Raw genomic sequence first — 20,964 nt, forward strand, 5'->3', positions numbered from 1 at the left:
CATGAGTAACTCAAAAAAAATTATTAGCATTGTTACTTTATCGGTTGTTATTGGATGGATTGGCTACAGCTTTTGGGCCGCATATCAACCTCGTCCTGAATTACTTCAAGGTCAAATTGAAGCTGAACAATACAATATTTCATCCAAAGTCCCTGGACGTATTGAAAACATTTACGTTAAAAAGGGCGATATGATTGAAAAAGGCCAAGCGGTATTTTCACTTTATAGCCCTGAAATCGAAGCTAAATTAGCACAAGCAAAAGCGGGAGAAGCTGCAGCTAGCGCATTAGCAGAAGAAGCTGAACAAGGAGCAAGAACTCAACAAGTTGCCGCAGCAAAAGATCAATGGCGTAAAGCAAAAGCGGCAAGTCAATTGCTTGAAAAAACCTACGCTCGTGTAAATAACTTATATAAAGACGGTGTTGTAGCTGAGCAGAAAAAAGACGAAACCTACACACAATGGCAAGCAGCTAAATACACGGAAAGTGCAGCTTATCAAATGTATCAAATGGCCAAAGAAGGTGCACGTACTGAGACAAAACGTGCAGCTAACGAGAAAGTAAAAATGGCGATGGGTTCAGTAGCAGAAGTTGAAGCTTATGTTGCTGATACAAAAATTGACAGTTGGTATCAAGGTGAAGTTTCACAAGTCCTATTAAATGCAGGTGAAATAGCGCCACAAGGGTTCCCTGTTGTTAGTGTCATTGATATGAATGAAGCATGGGCACTTTTTCATGTTCGTGAAGACAAACTAAAAAATTACACAAAAGGTAAGGTATTAAAAGTTTACCTTCCTGCACTTGATCGCACTGAAGATTTCAAAATCACTCATGTTTCCGTTTTAGGTGATTATGCTACATGGCGTGCAACCGATAATAGTCAGGGCTTTGATCTTAAAACCTTTGAAATAGAAGCGCACCCGGTTAACCCTATTTCCGATCTTCGAGTTGGCATGAGTGCCATTGTTACGGTTGAAAGTAAATAAGAATCAAGTGCAGAATACGATGATATCAATGAAAACATATTGGCGTTCATACTTTACAAGCCCTTGGGTTATGGCGGTGACTTTTGTTTTACCGCTACTGATCTCGCTTGTGATTTGGTGGATATTCTCTTCAAATGTCGTTAGAGAACTACCCATTGATGTCGTCGATCTCGATCAATCTCATTTATCTAGAATGATGATCCGAGATTACGATGCAACGCCAACACTTTCAGTTAAAAGTATTCAACCAAATAAAGAAAAAGCTAACCAAGCATTAACCAGAGGTGATAATTATGGCTATATTATTATCCCTCATGATTTTGAAAAGAACGTAATGCTTGGTAAAAGCCCGAAAATTACAGGCTTTTACAATGGTCAGTTCATTCTTATCGCTAAGCAAATAAACTCAGCATTAATGCAAACAGACATGACAGCACAAGCCAAACTGTCAGTAATTAAACAATTAAGCATTAAAGAAACTACCTGGACTCAAGCCATTAATGCAGCCGTTCCGATTAAGGTGCAAGTGACGCCATTGTTTAACCTTGGTAGTAATTATAATCAATTCCTTGTTTCTGCCATCTTACCTGCTATTTGGCAAATGGCGGTTATTGTTGGCATGCTTTGGGCTATGCAAAATGAATCTATGCGAACAGGATGTAACTCGCTTCGTGAGTGGTTTGATAAGCAAAATCGGCTAAGTATATTCAACTTTACCTTGGTTTATTTTTGCATAGCGATGATGCTAGGCGCTGTGCTGTTTTATTTTTTATACGGTGTAATTGGATTTCCATTTAATGGTTCAATCACGGCATTTATTTTAAACATGAGTTTGATGAGTTTTGCTTGCATCAGTTTAGGTATTGCCATCGGTTATGGTACAAATGACATTGTAAAAGCAATGAGCATTTCTGGTGCTTATACTGCACCTAGTTTTGCATTTTTAGGGGTGACATTTCCTGTAACGGATATGAACTCATTAGCCACGTTTTGGCATTCTATTTTACCAGCAAGTCATTTTGTTCGAGCTCAAATTGAATTATCAAATTACGGAGACTCTTTAGTTAGTGCATTTCCTAACATTGGGGGGCTGACTTTATTTACTCTTCCTTTGTTATTACTTTCTCTTAAGCTAAAGAAATAAATTATGTCGCTATTTCTACTTATTCAAAAAGAAGCAAAAGCCATATTCAGTAACACTACGATTGTACTAGCAATGATTGGTGGTGTACTTTTTTATGCGTTCTTGTATCCATTACCGTATCAGCATCAAAGCCCTGAAGAACAAAAGATCTCAGTGGTGGATCTCGATAAATCTGAGCTAAGTAGAAAGTTTGCTCGAATGGTCAATACCTCACAACAAGTTAATGTGGTGGAACAAGCAAACAGTATTGAACAGGCTAAAAGTCAATTTTTAAACAATGAGATAACCGGTTTTTTAGTTATCCCATCTGAATTTTCAAAAAAATTACAGTTAGGTGAAGCACCAACCGTTGGCTATGCAGGTGACGCCTCTTATTTTTTGATTTACGGAACCATAGTAGAAGGATTAATGACCGCTGGTGGAACTATTTCTGCTGAATATCGAGTTGCTCACTTGGCTATAGATGGTACACCGATGAATGCGGCTATTCATTCATTTAGGCCATTCCAATCTAATTACATTCCTGTATTTAACCATTACATGGGGTATGTACAATATGTCGTTCCCGCAGTATTTGTGCTTATTCTTCAGCAAACCTTATTAATGGCTGTTGGGGTAAGACAAAAACAAGCATCAACTAATGAAAATACAGCAACACATCTGATCGTTAGGTTTGGAATATTCCTCTTTACCGAGTTATTACTAGCGTGTTTGTATTTTGGTTATTTCTTTGATTTTTATTCTATCAGTCGATTTGGCACACCATTAGAAATACTGGTTTTATTGGTACCATTCATATCGTCTGTGATTTTACTTGGCTTATTCCTTGGTAAGGTACTTCCAACGTCAGAAAGTATTTTATTACTTGTTTTGTTTAGTTCTATGCCAATTGTATTTAGTGCGGGCTTTATTTGGCCTGCAGAGATGGTGCCAAGTGTTATTACCGATATCATGCATCTATTACCTAGTGGTTTTGCCATTAACGGATTTTTAAAACTGAATCAGCAAGGGGCAGGGTTAAGCGGTGTATTAACGAATTTAAGTGGTCTATACGCACTGTGTATCCTTTATGCTTTTCTATTTTTCATTACTCGAAATAAAAACAATCTCAAAGGTGATACTGAGTAACATCATAATTTCAAAAGTAAATGAAGTGACTCGATTTCATTTTTACTGAGTGAGTAACTGTATAAGAAGTTTGGTAAATTGTTCTTAGTTTGGACTAGGGATACTTATAATGAAAAAACAGCTACTTGGAATTATCATATCAGCAAGTTTATTAATGGGGTGTCAGAGCACATCAGATGATGAAATGGCAGATATTGCAGAAACACCAACCGTTGCATCATTTGTTGATTACCACAATCAACAACTACAACAATTTGTTACAGAAGATATTGGTAGTGTTGCTCAAGCAAATGAAGAGATTATCATTTTACTAAATGGTGATAAGAGCTTCGATTCTGGCAGTATAGAAATAAAAAATGAGAGCAAACTTGTACTATCACAGTTAGCCAAATTACTGAATGATAAACCAGAGTCAGAAGTGTTTATTGCAGGTCATACTGACAGCCGTGGCAGCAAAAAATTCAATATGTCTCTCTCCAATCAACGTGCTGATTCTGTTCTGGCTTTACTAGAAGAAAATGGCGTTGATGGTAATCGAATCAATACCTATGGTTTTGGTGAATCAGAACCAATTGCCACTAACATAAATGCAGAAGGGCGCAAAAAGAACCGCCGTATTGAGATCAGAATAACCCCCATATCTGAGCTCTTTGACAAAGAATGATCTCAGTTTATTAGAGTAAGTCTACTTAATAATTAACTCTCTCATGTATAATAAGCCTTATTTCAAAAAGGAAAATGAAATGGGGCTTTTTTCACGTTTATTTGGCTCATCAACTGCAACTGAATCTACTGTTGAACCAGTTGAGTACAAATCTTTTCTCATCTATCCAAATTCAGAACCTGATGGTTCGCAATTTCGAATTGCTGGAAAACTCACCAAAGAAATCAACGGCGAATTAAAAGAACATCGCTTTATTCGCTCTGATGTTATCTCATCAAAAGCCAACGCCGATGAACTTATGGTAAGTAAAGCAAAAGTACTGATCGATCAACTTGGTGATTCATTATTTAAATAATGTAACTAGATTGATATTAAAAAATAAACAATTTGATTGTTTTTTCGACTTATTCTTGAAAATCAATAAGTAACAATTAGTGGTTTGACCTCTTTTTTGTCACCAAAATGTTGTTTTTTTACTAAATAGCGGTGAGAATAAGGTCGTATAAAATTTTAAGTAATGAAAATATGTCATTTTATTACAAAACACTTGAATTAATCGGTTAGCTTGGATAAAACTAACTGACAAATTCATGCCAATAGTCAAGGAATTACTATGCAAATTGGTGTACCTAGAGAAGTCTTCGCGGGTGAAACCCGTGTTGCTGCAACGCCTAAAACGGTTGAGCAGCTTATCAAGCTTGGTTTTACTGTTGCTGTAGAATCAAACGCTGGTATCTTAGCGAGCTTTGATAATTCAGCTTTTGAACAAGCTGGCGCAATCGTTGTTTCAACAGATGATGTGTGGAAATCAGAACTGATTCTGAAAGTAAATGCACCTCAAGTAAATGAAGCAACGGGTGTTGATGAGTTCGATTTAATTCAAGATGGCGCAAGCTTAATCAGCTTTATTTGGCCAGCACAAAATGAAGAACTACTAGCGAAGTTAGCAACAAAGAACATTAACGTTCTTGCTATGGATTCGGTTCCTCGTATTTCTCGAGCTCAAGCGCTTGATGCCCTAAGTTCAATGGCAAACATTGCAGGTTACCGTGCTGTAGTTGAAGCTGCGCATGAATTTGGCCGCTTCTTTACAGGTCAAATTACAGCGGCTGGTAAAGTGCCACCGGCTAAAGTACTTGTTGCTGGTGCTGGTGTTGCGGGTCTTGCCGCTATCGGTGCTGCTGGTAGCCTTGGTGCAATCGTTCGTGCATTTGACGTTCGTCCAGAAGTAAAAGAACAAGTGCAATCAATGGGTGCAGAATTCCTTGAAGTTGATTTCAAAGAAAACTCTGGCTCAGGTGATGGCTACGCTAAAGAAATGTCTGATGAGTTCAACAAAAAAGCAGAAGAGCTATATGCAGCTCAAGCTAAAGACGTTGATATCATCATTACAACAGCACTGATCCCAGGTCGTCCAGCACCGAAGCTAATCACCAAAGAAATGGTTGATAGCATGAAAGCGGGCAGTGTTATTGTCGACTTAGCGGCAGCGAACGGCGGTAACTGTGAATACACAGTAAAAGACGAAGTTTTCGTAACTGAAAACGGCGTTAAGATCGTTGGTTATACTGATATGGTTGGTCGTCTACCAACTCAATCATCTCAGCTATACGGTACAAACTTAGTAAACCTTCTAAAACTTTTATGTAAAGAAAAAGATGGCAACATCAACATCGATTTTGAAGACGTTGTTCTTCGTGGTGTAACGGTTGTTAAAGAAGGCGAAGTAACTTGGCCTGCGCCACCAATTCAAGTTTCAGCACAACCACAAGCGAAAGCAGCTCCAAAAGCTAAGGTTGAGCCAAAAGTTGAAGAGCCAACATCACCAGTTAAAAAGTTCTCGATGATCGGTGCAGGTATTGCCGCATTTGGTTGGGTTGCGTCTGTAGCTCCAGCAGCATTCTTAGCACACTTTACTGTATTCGTACTTGCGTGTGTGGTTGGTTATTACGTGGTATGGAATGTAAGTCATTCACTTCACACACCACTAATGTCAGTAACAAACGCTATCTCAGGCATCATCATTGTAGGTGCATTACTGCAAGTAGGTCAGGGTAATGGCGTCGTTTCATTTTTAGCATTTATCGCAGTTCTTATCGCAAGTATTAATATATTTGGCGGTTTCGCTGTAACCAAGCGTATGCTTGAAATGTTCCGTAAAGATAAATAAGGAGTAGGACAATGTCAGCAGGATTAGTTCAAGCAGCGTATATTGTATCTGCCGTTCTATTTATCATGAGTTTAGCAGGTCTGTCTAAACAAGAGACAGCTCGTAGCGGTAACTACTACGGTATTACTGGTATGGCTATCGCACTTATCGCAACCATCTTTGGCCCTGACTCAACAGGAACAGGTTGGATCATCGTAGCAATGGCTATGGGTGGCGCGATTGGTCTTTACTATGCGAAAAAAGTTGAAATGACTGAAATGCCAGAACTTGTGGCAATTCTTCACAGCTTTGTTGGTATGGCTGCGGTTCTTGTTGGTTTCAACAGTTACATCGATCACGGTGTTCTTGTTGGTGCTATGCTAAATATCCACCTTGTAGAAGTATTCTTAGGCGTCTTCATTGGTGCGGTTACTTTCACCGGTTCTTTAGTTGCATTCGGCAAACTACGTGGAGTGATTAACTCATCTGCACTTCAATTACCTCACCGTCATAAGCTGAACTTACTAGCATTAGTTGTATCTGCAGGTCTTCTTTACCACTTTGTAAGTGTTGAAGGCAGCATGTTCGCTCTTATTCTAGTAACACTGATCGCATTTGCATTCGGTTATCACTTGGTTGCTTCAATCGGTGGTGCAGATATGCCAGTGGTTGTTTCAATGCTTAACTCATACTCTGGTTGGGCAGCGGCAGCAGCAGGTTTCATGCTATCAAACGATCTACTGATTGTTACTGGTGCATTAGTAGGTTCATCAGGTGCAATTCTGTCTTACATCATGTGTAAAGCAATGAACCGTTCTTTCATCAGCGTAATTGCTGGTGGTTTCGGTCAAGACGTTGTTGCTTCATCTGGTGATGAAGAGCAGGGCGAGCATCGTGAAACAACAGCTGAAGAAGTAGCAGAAATGCTTAAAAACTCTAAGTCTGTTGTTATCACTCCAGGATACGGCATGGCAGTAGCTCAAGCTCAATACCCAGTTCATGAAATCACTGAAAAACTTCGTGCTCAAGGTGTTGAAGTGCGTTTTGGTATCCACCCAGTTGCGGGTCGTTTACCTGGTCATATGAACGTTCTTCTTGCAGAAGCTAAAGTACCTTACGATATCGTTCTAGAGATGGATGAGATCAACGATGACTTATCTGAAACAGATACCGTTCTAGTTATTGGTGCTAACGATACAGTTAACCCTGCAGCAATGGAAGATCCAAACAGCCCAATCGCTGGTATGCCAGTTCTAGAAGTGTGGAATGCGAAAAACGTAATCGTGTTCAAACGTTCTATGAACACAGGTTATGCTGGTGTTCAAAACCCACTGTTCTTTAAAGAAAACACTGAAATGCTTTTCGGTGATGCTAAAGAAAGTTGTGTGGAAATCAGCAAACATATCTAATATGTTAATCTGATAGAGTCGATAAGCCGAGATGTAATGTCTCGGCTTTTTTGTATCTGTACTATATTAATGAACATAAAAATTCAGTTGGTTAGAAAAATTGCCGGGGTTATACAAAAAATTCTGAGTATTCATGCACTTTAGTGAATAAATTAGTTCCTATATCTTCCATATGATAAACTCTCAAGATCGTTCATTAATCAGTATCATCATGTTTTCAGCCACTTCTTTTTTTAAAGCTTTCTCTGTTGCACTCATTTTAAGTGCCTACGCTATTTTATTTGCTTTATGGCAACACTCATCAACTCAACTTAATTACGCATCACGAGACATGGATTGGGAATGGTCATGGATGTACTACGAACCGTTTTCTAATGGAATTCAAACAACACGTACTAAAGACACTAAGCAGCTGTTATTTAGACGCGTGGATACCAGTTCAAAACTCACTACTGTGGTAAATATTACTTATACCAATAAGCTAGAAATCATAGTGACGTATGAAGACTCGTGTCTATCTGGCTCATTTTTTCCTGCTAAGCTAAAGTTAAATCAAACTCCGCAAGAACAGATCAATTTCCAATGTGAGAAGAATGGCCGAGGTTATCTATTTAGACGTACCGCAAATCAACTTACATCAGTACAAATCAAATCAGATAAATTTGAGCTAAAAGAAAACTTTTCTGAGTGGCCAATTAATGAATTAAAGAAGGATCAGTTTATACAACAACATTCTAATTTCTTTAAAAAGAAAGGTCAGAGTGACGTGTATGAATGGAGTAGGGATTAACTATTTTAATAATATACAGGCATAAAAAAAGACGCATATTCGCGTCTTTTTTATGTCTTTTAGTAATTAATCAATTACTTTTTACGACAGAACTCAGCGATTACATACATAGATTGACCGCCGTTAGCTTTACCAGAAACTAAACGAGGATCGTCACCAAGGCTGATACCACGGATAACTGTACCTTGTTTGATTACTTGGTTAGTACCTTTAACTGGTAGGTCTTTAATTACTGTTACGTCGTCACCTTTTTTCAGTTCAACGCCGTTAACATCACGTGGTTTTTCACCGTCAGAAAGAAGTGCTTTCTCAGCCCATTCTTTAACGTCTTCTTCAACGTACATCATATCAAGCGCATCTTGAGCCCAAGATTCAGAAGCAAGTTTGCTTAAAAGAACGTAAGAAATAACTTGAACAGTTGGTACTTGGCTCCACATAGAGTCGTTTAAACAACGCCAGTGGTTAACATCCATTTTATCAGCGTCTTCGATTTGTGCTGTACATGTATCACAAATCATTACACAGTTATCAACCGTGATATCTGTTTTAGGCGGAACTGCAAATGGAGCTAGTGAGTTAGTTGAACCACATAGTTCACATTTAGAATCGCAACGAGTTAATAGAGTTTTTGCAATGCTCATAAAATAGTGCCTGTTTGTTTAGTGATGTTTATATTATGGCAAGTTTATACCACAAGAAAAAGGATTGCGGTGAGAATACTGTAATTTTTCTCATTTCTTTTGGTTTAAGTATCCTATACGTAAACAGTGGTTTTCAATTAGGTGAACCAGATGGGTAAAAGCGGTTAAAAACGGACATTGTTGGTAAACAATCTCATTCTTATGTAAAGCAAAGTAAATACGTTTTTATGCAGAAAAATACCGTGGATAATGAATATGAAACGTCAAATCTGCATAAAAAAGGAATAAATAATGAAAAAAATAATCGTAATAATTGCTGCCGTTTTTGCATTATCAGTTGGAACCGCTTACGCATTTAATGGACATCTAGGTCATGGAGTAGATATCTCTATGCCACATTTTAATCTGTTTCATGACTCAGATTGTGGAGAACACCACTAAAATAGTTTCAATCTAAGATAGAGCCAGCGTAACACTGGCTCTAATTAACTAGCTAACTAATAACTAACACCCAGTACATGCAGCATAGCAACAAAGTTCACATGGCCAAAGGCTGCATGATCTTGAAAATTCTTCATCTGACATGTGCTCAGTTTTTTTCGAACGTTCAAATCCTTGCAAATTTTCCTTGCCTTGTTTTAAGCAGGAAGGCATTTCAATTGGCTCTGTTAGCGTTGGTGAAATAGTACTAAGTCCTTGAGTTGGAACAGTCACAGATTCTTGTTCACTAAAGGAATAACTAGAAAACATCAATAACAGCATTGTAAAAAGTAATTTTTTCATTTGTATACCTCACATATAATTTACGTACGGATGATTGTTGTTGCTTAGTTAGTATTGGAAGAAGCGACAAAATAATCACGCCAATTTTTAAATTATGTGAAGGCTGTACATATTATTATGAATGTTAGAGAACCATAAGATTAAGTGCTTGAACACTGATAGAAGCTATAAATTACCCTCTATCAACAACACAACATAGTGCGCATTATATCCCATGATTTATGTTGAGTGGTTTGCTCTGCTTAACTGAATACAAAACGTGGGTGAGGGATATGCTTTAATTAGGAGGTCAGCTTGTCTGGCCTTTTTAATGCTCATCTTGAGAATCGTTTTTTGAAGTTAACCCGTAACATAAATCGTATAATGCGAGCTAGTTTGCCCCTGGTCTTTTGCTTTTTAAGTCTTTGTTTTTAAAGCAAGTAGGGATTCAAAAACGTTCTTTTTTGTTTTTAGCGAAATTGCGAAGCAATACAGAATCGCCCATGCAGCAACACTGACCAATTCAAAAGCTACTGCACACCAGTCTAACTTTCATAGTGTAAATTAGTTCAGCCCAAACAAAAGCGCCTACTAAGGATTAGTGTATTTGGAGATTAATTCTCCAAAGAAAACAGCTATTCCCTAATAAGCGCTTTTTTTCTTTGACCAGCAACTTTCAACTAGCTTTATTCTTCACGAAAACGAACGGACAACGACGACCGACGAAGAGCGAAGGCTGAGCGAGGAGGAGGAAGAAGTGTTCGAGAGTACACTATCTTTAATAGTGTACTCTTGTGCGGATTTTACAAAACCACCACTTAAAACCTTTTAAAACAATTACTTATTTTTTCTTTAAATTCCCTTATTTTTTGCGATGTATATCTCATGTATATCTATTGCGTTTATATTCGCCTTGTTTTATATTATTTGCATATACAAGAGATATACAAATTGTTTAAATTTGCATTATTGAATAATTAAAATTCGCACTATGGAGGGCAATATGAGTTCTTTTTTTGAGAAAATGGAAAAGCTTCAAGCTGAACGTCAAGAATATCTTCTTGGCGTTGAATACTTGCAACAGAAAGATTATCCAGCTGAATTGGATGACAAGTTTCTTACTCGTTGTAACTCTGAGGTTAAGGAGTCTTTTGAAAAGTTATGTAAGGAGAATAAAGTTACCGTTTCAGCAGCAATTAGATCATTAATGGAAAATTCAATTAGAACCTGGTCACTACCAAAATAAAGAAAGCAAAAAAGGGAGTGCTGTAACACTCCCTTTTAAAAAATGAAACCACTTAACGCAAATTAAAGGAATCACTCATGAAAAATAGTATCGTTAATCAAACTACAGATATCAACCCAGAAAGCACCTCATTACCATTTATGCATAAGAATAAATCATGCGAAAAGTTATCAAGCATCGATTTAGTTAGGGAGCGTTTTGAACATTTTAAAGAATCATTTTATGAATTCACTGAAAGTGATTCTAAGGATTCGATTTCTGAAGATGCACATAAATTACTCGAAGAACTTGAATGTAGATTAATGTTATGTTCATATGGCGTTAAAGTTACAAATAATACACATTAATTTATTTCCATATATTAGAGCCCATCCATGATGGGCTTTTTTTTCACAAGAGTATTGGCATAAATGCCATTTAAACGCTCTGTGAGCCGTTTTAAGCTCCCATAACCATTTATTAGCTAGTGCGCATTATATCCCATGATTTATGTTGAGTGGTTTGCTCTGCTTAACTGAATACAAAACGTGGGTGAGGGATATGCTTTAATTAGGAGGTCAGCTTGTCTGGCCTTTTTAATGCTCATCTTGAGAATCGTTTTTTGAAGTTAACCCGTAACATAAATCGTATAATGCGAGCTAGTTTGCCCCTGGTCTTTTGCTTTTTAAGTCTTTGTTTTTAAAGCAAGTAGGGATTCAAAAACGTTCTTTTTTGTTTTTAGCGAAATTGCGAAGCAATACAGAATCGCCCATGCAGCAACACTGACCAATTCAAAAGCTACTGCACACCAGTCTAACTTTCATAGTGTAAATTAGTTCAGCCCAAACAAAAGCGCCTACTAAGGATTAGTGTATTTGGAGATTAATTCTCCAAAGAAAACAGCTATTCCCTAATAAGCGCTTTTTTTCTTTGACCAGCAACTTTCAACTAGCTTTATTCTTCACGAAAACGAACGGACAACGACGACCGACGAAGAGCGAAGGCTGAGCGAGGAGGAGGAAGAAGTGTTCGAGAGTACACTATCTTTAATAGTGTACTCTTGTGCGGATTTTACAAAACCACCACTTAAAACCTTTTAAAACAATTACTTATTTTTTCTTTAAATTCCCTTATTTTTTGCGATGTATATCTCATGTATATCTATTGCGTTTATATTCGCCTTGTTTTATATTATTTGCATATACAAGAGATATACAAATTGTTTAAATTTGCATTATTGAATAATTAAAATTCGCACTATGGAGGGCAATATGAGTTCTTTTTTTGAGAAAATGGAAAAGCTTCAAGCTGAACGTCAAGAATATCTTCTTGGCGTTGAATACTTGCAACAGAAAGATTATCCAGCTGAATTGGATGACAAGTTTCTTACTCGTTGTAACTCTGAGGTTAAGGAGTCTTTTGAAAAGTTATGTAAGGAGAATAAAGTTACCGTTTCAGCAGCAATTAGATCATTAATGGAAAATTCAATTAGAACCTGGTCACTACCAAAATAAAGAAAGCAAAAAAGGGAGTGCTGTAACACTCCCTTTTAAAAAATGAAACCACTTAACGCAAATTAAAGGAATCACTCATGAAAAATAGTATCGTTAATCAAACTACAGATATCAACCCAGAAAGCACCTCATTACCATTTATGCATAAGAATAAATCATGCGAAAAGTTATCAAGCATCGATTTAGTTAGGGAGCGTTTTGAACATTTTAAAGAATCATTTTATGAATTCACTGAAAGTGATTCTAAGGATTCGATTTCTGAAGATGCACATAAATTACTCGAAGAACTTGAATGTAGATTAATGTTATGTTCATATGGCGTTAAAGTTACAAATAATACACATTAATTTATTTCCATATATTAGAGCCCATCCATGATGGGCTTTTTTTTCACAAGAGTATTGGCATAAATGCCATTTAAACGCTCTGTGAGCCGTTTTAAGCTCCCATAACCATTTATTAGCTAGTGCGCATTATATCCCATGATTTATGTTGAGCGGTTTGCTCTGCTTAACTGAATACAAAACGTGGGTGAGGGATATGCTTTAATTAGGAGGTCTGCTTGCAGGCCTTTTTAATGCTCATCGTGAAAATCGTTTTTTGAAGTTAACCCGTAACATAAATCGTATAATGCGAGCTAGTTTGTCATCGATAACATACCAGTATGTTAAAAAATGACATACCGCGCCTAAATTTCGTTAATGGGTCGCTGCGTTCTTGGCCATCGAGAACATTGCGCAGCAATACAGAATCGCCAATGCAGCAACGCCGACCAACTCAAAAGCTACTGCACACCAGTCTAACTTTCATAGTGTAAATTAGTTCAGCCCAAACAAAAGCGCCTACTAAGGATTAGTGTATTTGGAGATTAACTCTCCAAAGAAAACAGCTATTCCCTAATAAGCGCTTTTTTCTTTGACCAGCAACTTCCAACTAGCTTTATTCTTCACGAAAACGAACGGGCAACGACGACCGACGAAGAGCGAAGGCTGAGCGAGGAGGAGGAAGAAGTGTTCGAGAGTACACTATCTTTAATAGTGTACTCTTGTGTAAATATGACATTAGCAATTTAAAAAGTCATTTAAAACAATGGTTTATTCAATGTGAAATTTCTCTCAAAAATCAATTTGCAATTACATTGTAATTTCATTGCAATTGCAAAAAGACTCGGTTATTATTTTTGTAATCGCAATGCACTTACAAATGGGATATAAAACATGTCTGAAGATTTTATGCAACGTATACATCGCATGACAAATGCGGCCGACGCAAGAAGGGATATTGAGTTTAGTGATGAGCTTGATTCTAATTTTAATTTTAGATGCAATTCTGAGCTTAAAGAGGCATTTAAACAATTATGTAAAGCTAACCAGGCTTCTACAAGTTCTGTTTTGAAACGCTATATGCTTTCTTGCATTAGGTCTTCAAAGATCGTTTAAATATTTTAAAACTCATCTAGGGACGCGCCAACGTCCCTAGATGTAATGACAATCCGCACTTAATAAATAGGAAATATCACATGAATACTAGTATGGTAAATAACGCAATACAAAACAACGCTTCAACAGATGTGTCAGTTTTAATCCATGAAAAAAAATCATGCGAAAATTTATTTAATCTTTCAAATATTCAAATTGAAGTTGAGAGGTTGAAAAATTTGAATATATTCTTGGATTCAATGGACATCATCCCAAATGCACTCGAATTAGAATTAAAAACATTACGTTTAGAGTTAATTGAAAGCATCAGTTTTAAATTAACTTTTTTGGGTTCTACTGGAGATTCTTTACTTAAAACACAGTAGCTTCATTCATAGAAAATGACTCGATGAACTTGAATATGCGTTCATGTTGTGTTCATATAATCAACAATACGCATCCATATAGTATATAGGCCCATCCATGTGATGGGCTTTTTTTTGCAAGAGTATTGGCATAAATGCCATTTAAACGCTCTGTGAGCCGTTTTAAGCTCCCATAACCATTTATTAGCTTGTCAATCCTATTTTAAAATGTCCTCTTTAGGGCAAGATAGAAATGTCCTTATTCTTTATATTGAAAGTAATAAGAATAGGGAGTATGAAAAAGACCTCATGAAAGAGGTCTTATGGATAGTTGAGTTAGAGGGGGAAGAGATGAATGAGTATCAGTAATACTTAAAATTTCTCACACTGTGAAATGTCTTTTACGTAATCGCGCATAAGATTTTTCTTGTAGCCTATTTTCTTAGGACATTCAATCATGTTATTAGGCTTTATCACTAAGTAATAATTAGCATAGTTAACACTTATTCCTACAATAAAGCCAAGCAATAGAGAGATATAAAACGATTTCATAGCACTTTTATATTCATTTTTTGTAATCAGAGACTTTACAGACATTAAAAGTGATATAAAACCAAAAATAGTAATCCCCCATGTTGCTATCAAGGGCATAGCAAAACTGCTAAACAATACCTTATTAACTTGTTCTATAGGTAATAATAATGGCTCAATTGTTCCATATGATGCATAAGTAAATGGAACAATTAAGAACAGTGATAATAATAACTTACGCATCGAAATTCTCTAAAACAAAATTGACAAGTTTCTTTTCAAAATCAGTAATCTGATCAACAGTCCAAATACCAAAACTAGCTGTTACTAAAATTATTGCGCTGCCTAAGAAAGTTGTAGGTGCTGCCAAAGTACCTATAGCTAAAGCAGTACCTGCCACAGCTAAAACATTAATAAGCAACTTAGCCTGATCAACACCTAACTTTCTTAGGGTATATTCATCGTTTAATACATACTGTAAAACGTTAATGGCTGAGCCCACCAATATCTCCATTGGAGCGGTAACTTTCACATAACGAGCCATGCCCTTAACGGAATCTAAAGCCCCCAAGCCCAGTTTAACAACTTGAGGATTAGAGGCTTTAAAACGATTACCTGCGAGTAACGTTTTCATGTGTTGTTTATAGCCTTTCAATATTAAGTAATCAACGCCATTATGCGTTTTTACATAAGCAGTGACACCAAATCCACCTAATTTTTTAGCGGTATCAAACGCATCGTAAACACCAGTAGCCGCGCCACCTATATTTTGAGTTTTATCGAGCATATCAAAAAATTCTGTCCATTCTTCAGGAGCAAGAACGGTTGTCTCAATAACATCTTGCGTATAAGTAACATGAATTTCTTTTTCTCCGTCTTCCGCGAGAAAATTATAAGGAGGCCAATAAGCATTTTTAGGATTAATTTCTGGCTGGAAAGAGGCATTACCTTGAGTCTCATTATTAACAAAACTCTGGCTCGCTTGAGTATGACTGTTTGATTCACCATCGAGCGATTGGGTAAACAAAGAAAGGGGAGATAAACATTTTTCACCAAATGGCTTTCGATATGCGGTTAATGACTCTAAACCGTCTTCAGTTGGTACTATACGATTTCGAATATTATCATTAAGAATTTTAGATGCTTTACACCCTCGATTTTCATCCGCTAAATCCCTTTGCTCTCTCGCTTCATACTCTGCATTCATCGTTTCAGTAAACACTTGTTGAGCTTCTTGGATCGTTGCGTATGTCACGCCTCTAAATACCTTTGAGTAAACCAAAGGATCATGCCCTAAATTCTGTTGTGTTGCTGTCTGATTAAAAAACATATCGACGGCTTGGTCGTACGTCACATGACTCACTAACCAATCAGCAGAGTGACGTGGGGCAAATGGAAAGCTTCGACCTTTAGGTGGCGGCATATTAAAACTCCAATAAAAGAGTTAATACTACCAGATAACTAAAAATCAAAACGCCTAAATACACCAAACAAAAACACTTTTTTACCTGTCATTTTGTATGGTTATGCTTTCTTTGAAGTACTTGCCTTAAATGTAGAAGGATCAGCAAGTACAGGATTTAACGCCCTCAATTGTTGTGCGATGGCTCGTTTTTGTGCCGTTCTTTTCGGTGCATTTTTACTGCGCTCACGAGCCTGATTTTTTTCAAACTCTTCTTGTTTTTGTTGTGCAAATTTAAGCACTTGCCCTAAACGCTTGTTATCAACAACACGCCCTTGATCTATTTTTGCAAGTTTGTCGAATACTTTAAAGTTTAAGGTTCGATATCCATAACGAATTGAAATTGTACCATCAGGGTAATCCAGCACTTTAACGCTTTCATTCACTAACTTAGCATTTTCTTCTGTATTTTCAATTAAATAAACGACTTTATCATATTGAAATGTTAATGATTTACTCAGTTTTCTTATTTCTTGCCACGAGAATATATCAGTGAGTTCATCTTTACTTTCGCGTACTGGACGGTGCATGTCTTTAGGATAATTTGCAGGTTTTGCAAATCGTTGATTAAAATCAGCAATGAAATAGGGTAGCCATGCATTGGCTTCCTCAATCGTATTTATATGCTGCAATCTCATCTCTTTAACTAAACGATCTTGTAGTGTTAAATTCGCTCGTTCAACACGTCCTTTTGCTTGAGAGCTATTCGCACATATTAATTCAATCCCCAAATCATGCAGCATACGACCATATTGAGTAGGATGTTTAGACTCAACGGCTTGCTTATTACTAGAATGAAAAATGGCATGTCGGTCGCTATAAAATGCCACCGGTTTACCATGCTCATCAATGTATTCACGTGTGGCCATCATATAATCAAAAGCCGATTCCGTTTCACTGAATCTTAAATTCATCAAGCGTCCCGTAGCATCATCAATGAAAACCAATAAACAACATTTTGAGCTACGACCTTCAAACCAATCATGATGAGAGCCGTCAATTTGGATCAGTTCACCAAGGCAATCTCGACGATAACGGGGTTGATAAACTCTAGGTTTTCGCTGTGAATGCGGGGTCCATAGTTGCTCTGCGATCATCCATTGCCTAAGCGTTTCTTTAGAAATGTGGATATCATGCAGTTCGATGAGTTTTTCACGAGCTAATGTCGGGGAAAAGTCGGCATAACGCTCACGAATAATAGTTAATATCTTTGCTCGGTGCTCAGGTGGATAACGATGGTTACTCGGCTTTCCTCGTGACAAATGAACAAGCCCAGCCGCACCATATTCACGCAAGCGAGTCATTAACCGTTGAACTTGTCGAACGCTGAGGTTTAGGTAAGTCGCAGCATCAGCGCGTTTTAATCGACGTTCACACACATCTTGGATCACTTTAAAACGATTTATATCTTGGTCACTCATAGTAATCAACATCTCGTTAACTCCGTAGCTGAACAAATAATATACAATCATTACTGTACGCTAAAGAGACAATTTAATCTTGCTAAAAAGTGACATTACTACTTTGCTCCTACATAGCTAGTGCGCATTATATACCTTATGTTAAATAGGATTTAGTGATGGGTAATACGTTATTGCAGATTATCCCCTTTGTTCTTTATTGCTTTCAAGGTATTTAACCATAATGCTATTTACCATAAAATAGCTAATAATCATTCAATAATACTTCGTATTCATCGTTTGATTATTAGCTTAACTCTAACAACGTTTTGTTAGCCACCAGCTAATTTAACTGTGTGGCCTTGTTTGGTTAGAAAGTCTTTAATCTTTTCGCGGTTATCACCTTGGATTTCAATGTCGCCATCTTTTACAGAACCGCCACAACCACATACTTTTTTAAGCTGAGCTGCAAGTAACTTAAGCTGAGTATCTTCCATATCCAAACCAGTTACAACGCAAACTCCTTTGCCTTTACGACCCTTGGTTTCACGTTGAATACGAACAATGCCGTCGCCTTTTGGACGTTCTACTTTTGGTTCTTCTTGTTTAATTCGGCCAACATCTGTTGAATATACTAAAGACATAATTAATCTCGGATTTTTTAAAGATATTAAGATTGTAATTTATTTTTCATGTTTATCCAAAAAGCTTTTAATTGCAGTTAACGAGCCTTTTGCTAATTTACCTTGATATAAGCAGTACCAAGTCTTAGGTTCACCCGTATCATTCTTAATAGTAAATCCTTTATATTCTTCGGATTTAAACTGACTGCGCTTTTCATTAAGAGCGGATTCACCCATGTCTCCAAATTCTTTTGGATCGATAATCGTGCCAGTTTCATTCCACCAATCGATGCTTTTTTTAACCGCACTTAAGTGACCGTGTAACACATGAGTTCTTATCAAAACCTTCCAATCATCCGGAATACCTGTTTTGTTCTCAATAAAGAATCCTTTATATAATGTCTTCTTCATAGTTTTCTCTTCGTGTTTCAACATAAGTTAAGGGTTAAATAAATCAGTACTAAATGCTAGTTAATTCTTTGTTTTTCGTGATCTTACCTCAAATATGAAACTGTGTTATATTTATAAAAACAAAGAAGTTATGGTGCATTAGAATGGATAAAAATCACTTCCTATCAACACAATTAGACACTGAAACATTAGCGGCATGTTTGACGAAATCATATTCTCAAAACAGCCTTATTTCTTTCAAAAATGATTGGAATAATTTTGTCGAATTTTGCCAGTTGAATAATGTTATTGCTCTACCCGCCTCTACAACGGCTATACGCATCTTCATAGAAAAACAAGCAAAAGTGAAAAAGCTTGCTTCAATAAAACGTGCATTGATTTCGATATCTCATATTCATACTGCATTTGAGTATAAAGACCCAACACAATCCATTCAGGTAAAGTCTGCACTAGGAAAAATACGCGTCGATAAGGTTAATGATAATAAACAAACGGAAGGTATTTCCTCTGATATGCTGGATGAACTCAGACATCAATTATTCAACTCAGTTGAACTCAAAGACATTCGTGATCTTGCTATTTGGCATTTAATGTTTGAATTACTACTAAAGCGTGGAGAGCTTCGAGACTTACAACTTGACGATATTTGTTTTAACGACGAGACAAATTCATGCTTGGTACAAATCAATCAAAATTATTACGCCATTTCAGAAGAAACGACCGAGTTACTCAATAGATGGCTTCAACATTCAAATATCCATGATGGTCATTTATTTAGAGCTATAGACAGACATCAAAATGTGGCGATTAACGGTTTAAATGATTCTTCTATATACCGTATATTTCGTCGAGCAAATGAGTTATTGAACCATGAAGTAAACTTTTCAGGTTTATCTGCACGTGTAGGTGCAACAAAAGAACTCGCACTGCGTGGCTATTCAATTCATGAGATACAAGAGATGGGACGTTGGGTAAGCCCAGCAATGCCCAACCAATATATTGGTAATAATGAACGTTCAGAGAGACAAAAATCTGTATTTATGTCTCGTCCTAAAATACGTTGACGATTTTTAATTGAAAGCTAAGTGCGTACGCACTTGGCTTTTTTGTGTACTTGATTTGGTGTACTCATTCCCAAGCTTAAATGTGGCCGCATTTCATTATAAATAAAAATAGATTCTTCAACTAAATGCCTTAACTCCTCTAAATCTTTACAGTCATACAAAAGAAACTCTTGTTTAAGTATCCCATTTATTCGCTCTGCTAATGCATTTTGATAGCAATCATAACCATCCGTCATTGATGGCTTAATATCATTTTTATTCAATTTTTCCTGATAAACCTTTGAACAATACTGTAATCCTCGGTCTGAATGATGAATCGTACTCCTTTGATATTGACGGCTATCTATCGCCATATCAAGAGCTTTGACTACATCAGTAGCTTTCATTTCATCACTTAATTCATATCCCATTATCTTTCGACTATAAGCATCTGTTACTAAAGATAAATAATGAATACCTTTTTGTGATTGAACGTAAGTGATATCACTAACAAAAACCTCTTCAGATGCTTGAGGTGTTACTTCTTTAAGTAAATTAGGATGTTTTTTCATCCAATGCTTACTATAGGTAGTTTTTGTATAACTTCGTTTAGGTTTTACTAATAAGCACTCATTTCTTAAATAGGAAAAAAAGTTATCTCTGCCTAACTTTATGCCATGAGTGATGAATTTGGGCTTAAGTAAAAAATATAATTTTTTACCTCCAATACGAGGCATATATCGACGAATTTCTTGCACCATATTTTTAACCGGTGAAAGTTCAACGGCACGTTTCAGAGCTCTACGTTCTTGTTGGTATATACATTGTCTTGTAATGCCAAGTAGCTGACTAGCTCGCTCTAAGCTGATCATTTTCTGCTTTTGAAGACTTCTTGCTCCTTGGCAATATACTTTTTTCTAAGGCCTGCACCATGTTCTGCGTCCATGATATTCACTACTTCATTAAGTAATAAATTACGCATTCTTTCATCATCAAGCTCTCGCTCTAAACGTTTAATTTTTTGTGCAGGCGATTCTTTCGCTTTCGGGGATTTAGGCATAATAATCTTAGGTGATTGAGACCAGTCCATCTTACCGTGTTTTCTTAACCAAGTAAGTACGGTAGATCGACCTTGAATGCCATAAATGTTTTGAGCTTGCTTATAGGTCATATCGCCTTTTTCTATAGCGGCAACAAGCTGCAATTTAAAGCCTAATGAATAATCGCGTTGAGTTCGCTTATTCTTTGTTTTTTCTTGATTTGTCATATAAAAGTCCTAAATGTGTAAACACATTTCAGG

The 20,964-nt window shown here is 36.7% G+C and carries 24 protein-coding genes; 16 read left to right on the forward strand and 8 right to left on the reverse strand.

Going from position 1 to position 20,964, the window contains the following annotated elements; all coding sequences use genetic code 11:
- Position 1 precedes the first annotated feature (1 nt).
- From AVFI_RS18670 to AVFI_RS18705, 8 genes are all read left to right on the forward strand, one after another.
- Positions 2 to 985 carry an HlyD family secretion protein gene (locus tag AVFI_RS18670; RefSeq protein ID WP_065597499.1) on the forward strand — a complete coding sequence of 328 codons (984 nt, stop codon included), beginning with the start codon at positions 2 to 4 and terminating at the stop codon, positions 983 to 985.
- 28 nt (positions 986 to 1,013) lie between these two features.
- On the forward strand, positions 1,014 to 2,129 hold the full coding sequence (locus AVFI_RS18675; RefSeq protein WP_236781467.1) for an ABC transporter permease: 1,116 nt from the start codon (positions 1,014 to 1,016) through the stop codon (positions 2,127 to 2,129).
- 3 nt (positions 2,130 to 2,132) lie between these two features.
- Positions 2,133 to 3,257, forward strand: a complete 1,125-nt coding sequence (locus AVFI_RS18680) for an ABC transporter permease (protein ID WP_155662742.1) — start codon at positions 2,133 to 2,135, stop codon at positions 3,255 to 3,257.
- A 109-nt stretch (positions 3,258 to 3,366) separates the two neighbouring features.
- Positions 3,367 to 3,921 carry an OmpA family protein gene (locus AVFI_RS18685; protein WP_017019441.1) on the forward strand — a complete coding sequence of 185 codons (555 nt, stop codon included), beginning with the start codon at positions 3,367 to 3,369 and terminating at the stop codon, positions 3,919 to 3,921.
- Between the two features lie 79 nt (positions 3,922 to 4,000).
- The gene (locus AVFI_RS18690; RefSeq protein ID WP_017019440.1) at positions 4,001 to 4,276 is read left to right on the forward strand and encodes an HlyU family transcriptional regulator; all 276 of its coding nucleotides are present in this window, start codon (positions 4,001 to 4,003) and stop codon (positions 4,274 to 4,276) included.
- A gap of 258 nt (positions 4,277 to 4,534) precedes the next feature.
- A complete protein-coding gene (gene pntA / locus AVFI_RS18695) occupies positions 4,535 to 6,091 on the forward strand; it encodes a Re/Si-specific NAD(P)(+) transhydrogenase subunit alpha (protein ID WP_155662744.1) in 1,557 nt (518 codons plus the stop codon).
- Positions 6,092 to 6,102: 11 nt separating this feature from the next.
- Entirely contained in the window at positions 6,103 to 7,479 is a 1,377-nt protein-coding gene (gene pntB, locus AVFI_RS18700) for a Re/Si-specific NAD(P)(+) transhydrogenase subunit beta (protein ID WP_005422758.1), read from the forward strand.
- A 172-nt stretch (positions 7,480 to 7,651) separates the two neighbouring features.
- Positions 7,652 to 8,269, forward strand: a complete 618-nt coding sequence (locus tag AVFI_RS18705; protein WP_236781468.1) for a hypothetical protein — start codon at positions 7,652 to 7,654, stop codon at positions 8,267 to 8,269.
- Between the two features lie 74 nt (positions 8,270 to 8,343).
- Here AVFI_RS18705 and AVFI_RS18710 read toward each other — a convergent pair whose 3' ends face one another.
- Positions 8,344 to 8,910, reverse strand: coding sequence for a PhnA domain-containing protein (locus tag AVFI_RS18710; protein ID WP_005422752.1), 567 nt, complete (start codon positions 8,908 to 8,910; stop codon positions 8,344 to 8,346).
- A gap of 291 nt (positions 8,911 to 9,201) precedes the next feature.
- On the opposite strand from AVFI_RS18710, the gene AVFI_RS18715 reads away from it, so the two are divergent.
- On the forward strand, positions 9,202 to 9,351 hold the full coding sequence (locus AVFI_RS18715; RefSeq protein WP_017019437.1) for a hypothetical protein: 150 nt from the start codon (positions 9,202 to 9,204) through the stop codon (positions 9,349 to 9,351).
- Between the two features lie 63 nt (positions 9,352 to 9,414).
- On the opposite strand, the gene AVFI_RS18720 is transcribed toward AVFI_RS18715, so the two are convergent.
- Positions 9,415 to 9,693 carry a hypothetical protein gene (locus AVFI_RS18720; RefSeq protein ID WP_012535165.1) on the reverse strand — a complete coding sequence of 93 codons (279 nt, stop codon included), beginning with the start codon at positions 9,691 to 9,693 and terminating at the stop codon, positions 9,415 to 9,417.
- Positions 9,694 to 10,675: 982 nt separating this feature from the next.
- Here AVFI_RS18720 and AVFI_RS18725 point away from each other — a divergent pair.
- The 6 genes from AVFI_RS18725 to AVFI_RS18750 all read left to right on the forward strand — a co-directional run bounded on the left by AVFI_RS18725 (position 10,676) and on the right by AVFI_RS18750 (position 14,215).
- The gene (locus AVFI_RS18725; RefSeq protein WP_054776351.1) at positions 10,676 to 10,918 is read left to right on the forward strand and encodes a hypothetical protein; all 243 of its coding nucleotides are present in this window, start codon (positions 10,676 to 10,678) and stop codon (positions 10,916 to 10,918) included.
- Between the two features lie 77 nt (positions 10,919 to 10,995).
- Entirely contained in the window at positions 10,996 to 11,265 is a 270-nt protein-coding gene (locus AVFI_RS18730; protein ID WP_054776352.1) for a hypothetical protein, read from the forward strand.
- Positions 11,266 to 12,168: 903 nt separating this feature from the next.
- Positions 12,169 to 12,411 (forward strand): hypothetical protein, encoded by a 243-nt coding sequence (locus AVFI_RS18735; protein WP_054776351.1) that lies wholly within the window; start codon positions 12,169 to 12,171, stop codon positions 12,409 to 12,411.
- A gap of 77 nt (positions 12,412 to 12,488) precedes the next feature.
- A complete protein-coding gene (locus tag AVFI_RS18740) occupies positions 12,489 to 12,758 on the forward strand; it encodes a hypothetical protein (protein ID WP_054776352.1) in 270 nt (89 codons plus the stop codon).
- An 870-nt stretch (positions 12,759 to 13,628) separates the two neighbouring features.
- On the forward strand, positions 13,629 to 13,850 hold the full coding sequence (locus AVFI_RS18745) for a hypothetical protein (protein WP_236782113.1): 222 nt from the start codon (positions 13,629 to 13,631) through the stop codon (positions 13,848 to 13,850).
- A gap of 80 nt (positions 13,851 to 13,930) precedes the next feature.
- Positions 13,931 to 14,215 carry a hypothetical protein gene (locus AVFI_RS18750; protein ID WP_054776349.1) on the forward strand — a complete coding sequence of 95 codons (285 nt, stop codon included), beginning with the start codon at positions 13,931 to 13,933 and terminating at the stop codon, positions 14,213 to 14,215.
- A gap of 351 nt (positions 14,216 to 14,566) precedes the next feature.
- Here the strand turns inward: AVFI_RS18750 and AVFI_RS18755 are convergent, their stop codons facing one another.
- The 5 genes from AVFI_RS18755 to AVFI_RS18775 all read right to left on the reverse strand — a co-directional run bounded on the left by AVFI_RS18755 (position 14,567) and on the right by AVFI_RS18775 (position 18,621).
- The gene (locus AVFI_RS18755; RefSeq protein ID WP_188864009.1) at positions 14,567 to 14,968 is read right to left on the reverse strand and encodes a hypothetical protein; all 402 of its coding nucleotides are present in this window, start codon (positions 14,966 to 14,968) and stop codon (positions 14,567 to 14,569) included.
- Positions 14,961 to 16,148: a hypothetical protein gene (locus tag AVFI_RS18760; RefSeq protein WP_188864008.1), complete on the reverse strand. Its 1,188-nt coding sequence runs from the start codon at positions 16,146 to 16,148 to the stop codon at positions 14,961 to 14,963. The genes AVFI_RS18755 and AVFI_RS18760 overlap by 8 nt, the downstream gene beginning before the upstream one ends.
- Before the next feature lie 101 nt (positions 16,149 to 16,249).
- Positions 16,250 to 17,608: an ISNCY family transposase gene (locus AVFI_RS18765; RefSeq protein WP_199414927.1), complete on the reverse strand. Its 1,359-nt coding sequence runs from the start codon at positions 17,606 to 17,608 to the stop codon at positions 16,250 to 16,252.
- Between the two features lie 311 nt (positions 17,609 to 17,919).
- Entirely contained in the window at positions 17,920 to 18,231 is a 312-nt protein-coding gene (gene yciH, locus AVFI_RS18770; protein ID WP_012534898.1) for a stress response translation initiation inhibitor YciH, read from the reverse strand.
- A gap of 39 nt (positions 18,232 to 18,270) precedes the next feature.
- Complete coding sequence (locus tag AVFI_RS18775; protein ID WP_017019435.1) at positions 18,271 to 18,621, reverse strand: DUF3319 domain-containing protein; 351 nt, start codon at positions 18,619 to 18,621, stop codon at positions 18,271 to 18,273.
- 143 nt (positions 18,622 to 18,764) lie between these two features.
- On the opposite strand from AVFI_RS18775, the gene AVFI_RS18780 reads away from it, so the two are divergent.
- Positions 18,765 to 19,685, forward strand: coding sequence for a tyrosine-type recombinase/integrase (locus AVFI_RS18780; protein ID WP_065624871.1), 921 nt, complete (start codon positions 18,765 to 18,767; stop codon positions 19,683 to 19,685).
- A 17-nt stretch (positions 19,686 to 19,702) separates the two neighbouring features.
- On the opposite strand, the gene AVFI_RS18785 is transcribed toward AVFI_RS18780, so the two are convergent.
- Positions 19,703 to 20,931, reverse strand: a protein-coding gene (locus tag AVFI_RS18785) for an IS3 family transposase (protein ID WP_408580437.1) whose coding sequence is annotated in 2 segments (ribosomal slippage) — positions 19,703 to 20,568 and positions 20,568 to 20,931 — 1,230 coding nt in all. Because the reading frame shifts where the segments join, the coding sequence is not laid out codon by codon here.
- Positions 20,932 to 20,964 lie beyond the last annotated feature (33 nt).

The organism is Aliivibrio fischeri ATCC 7744 = JCM 18803 = DSM 507 (assembly GCF_023983475.1).
Taxonomy (GTDB): Bacteria; Pseudomonadota; Gammaproteobacteria; order Enterobacterales; family Vibrionaceae; genus Aliivibrio; species Aliivibrio fischeri.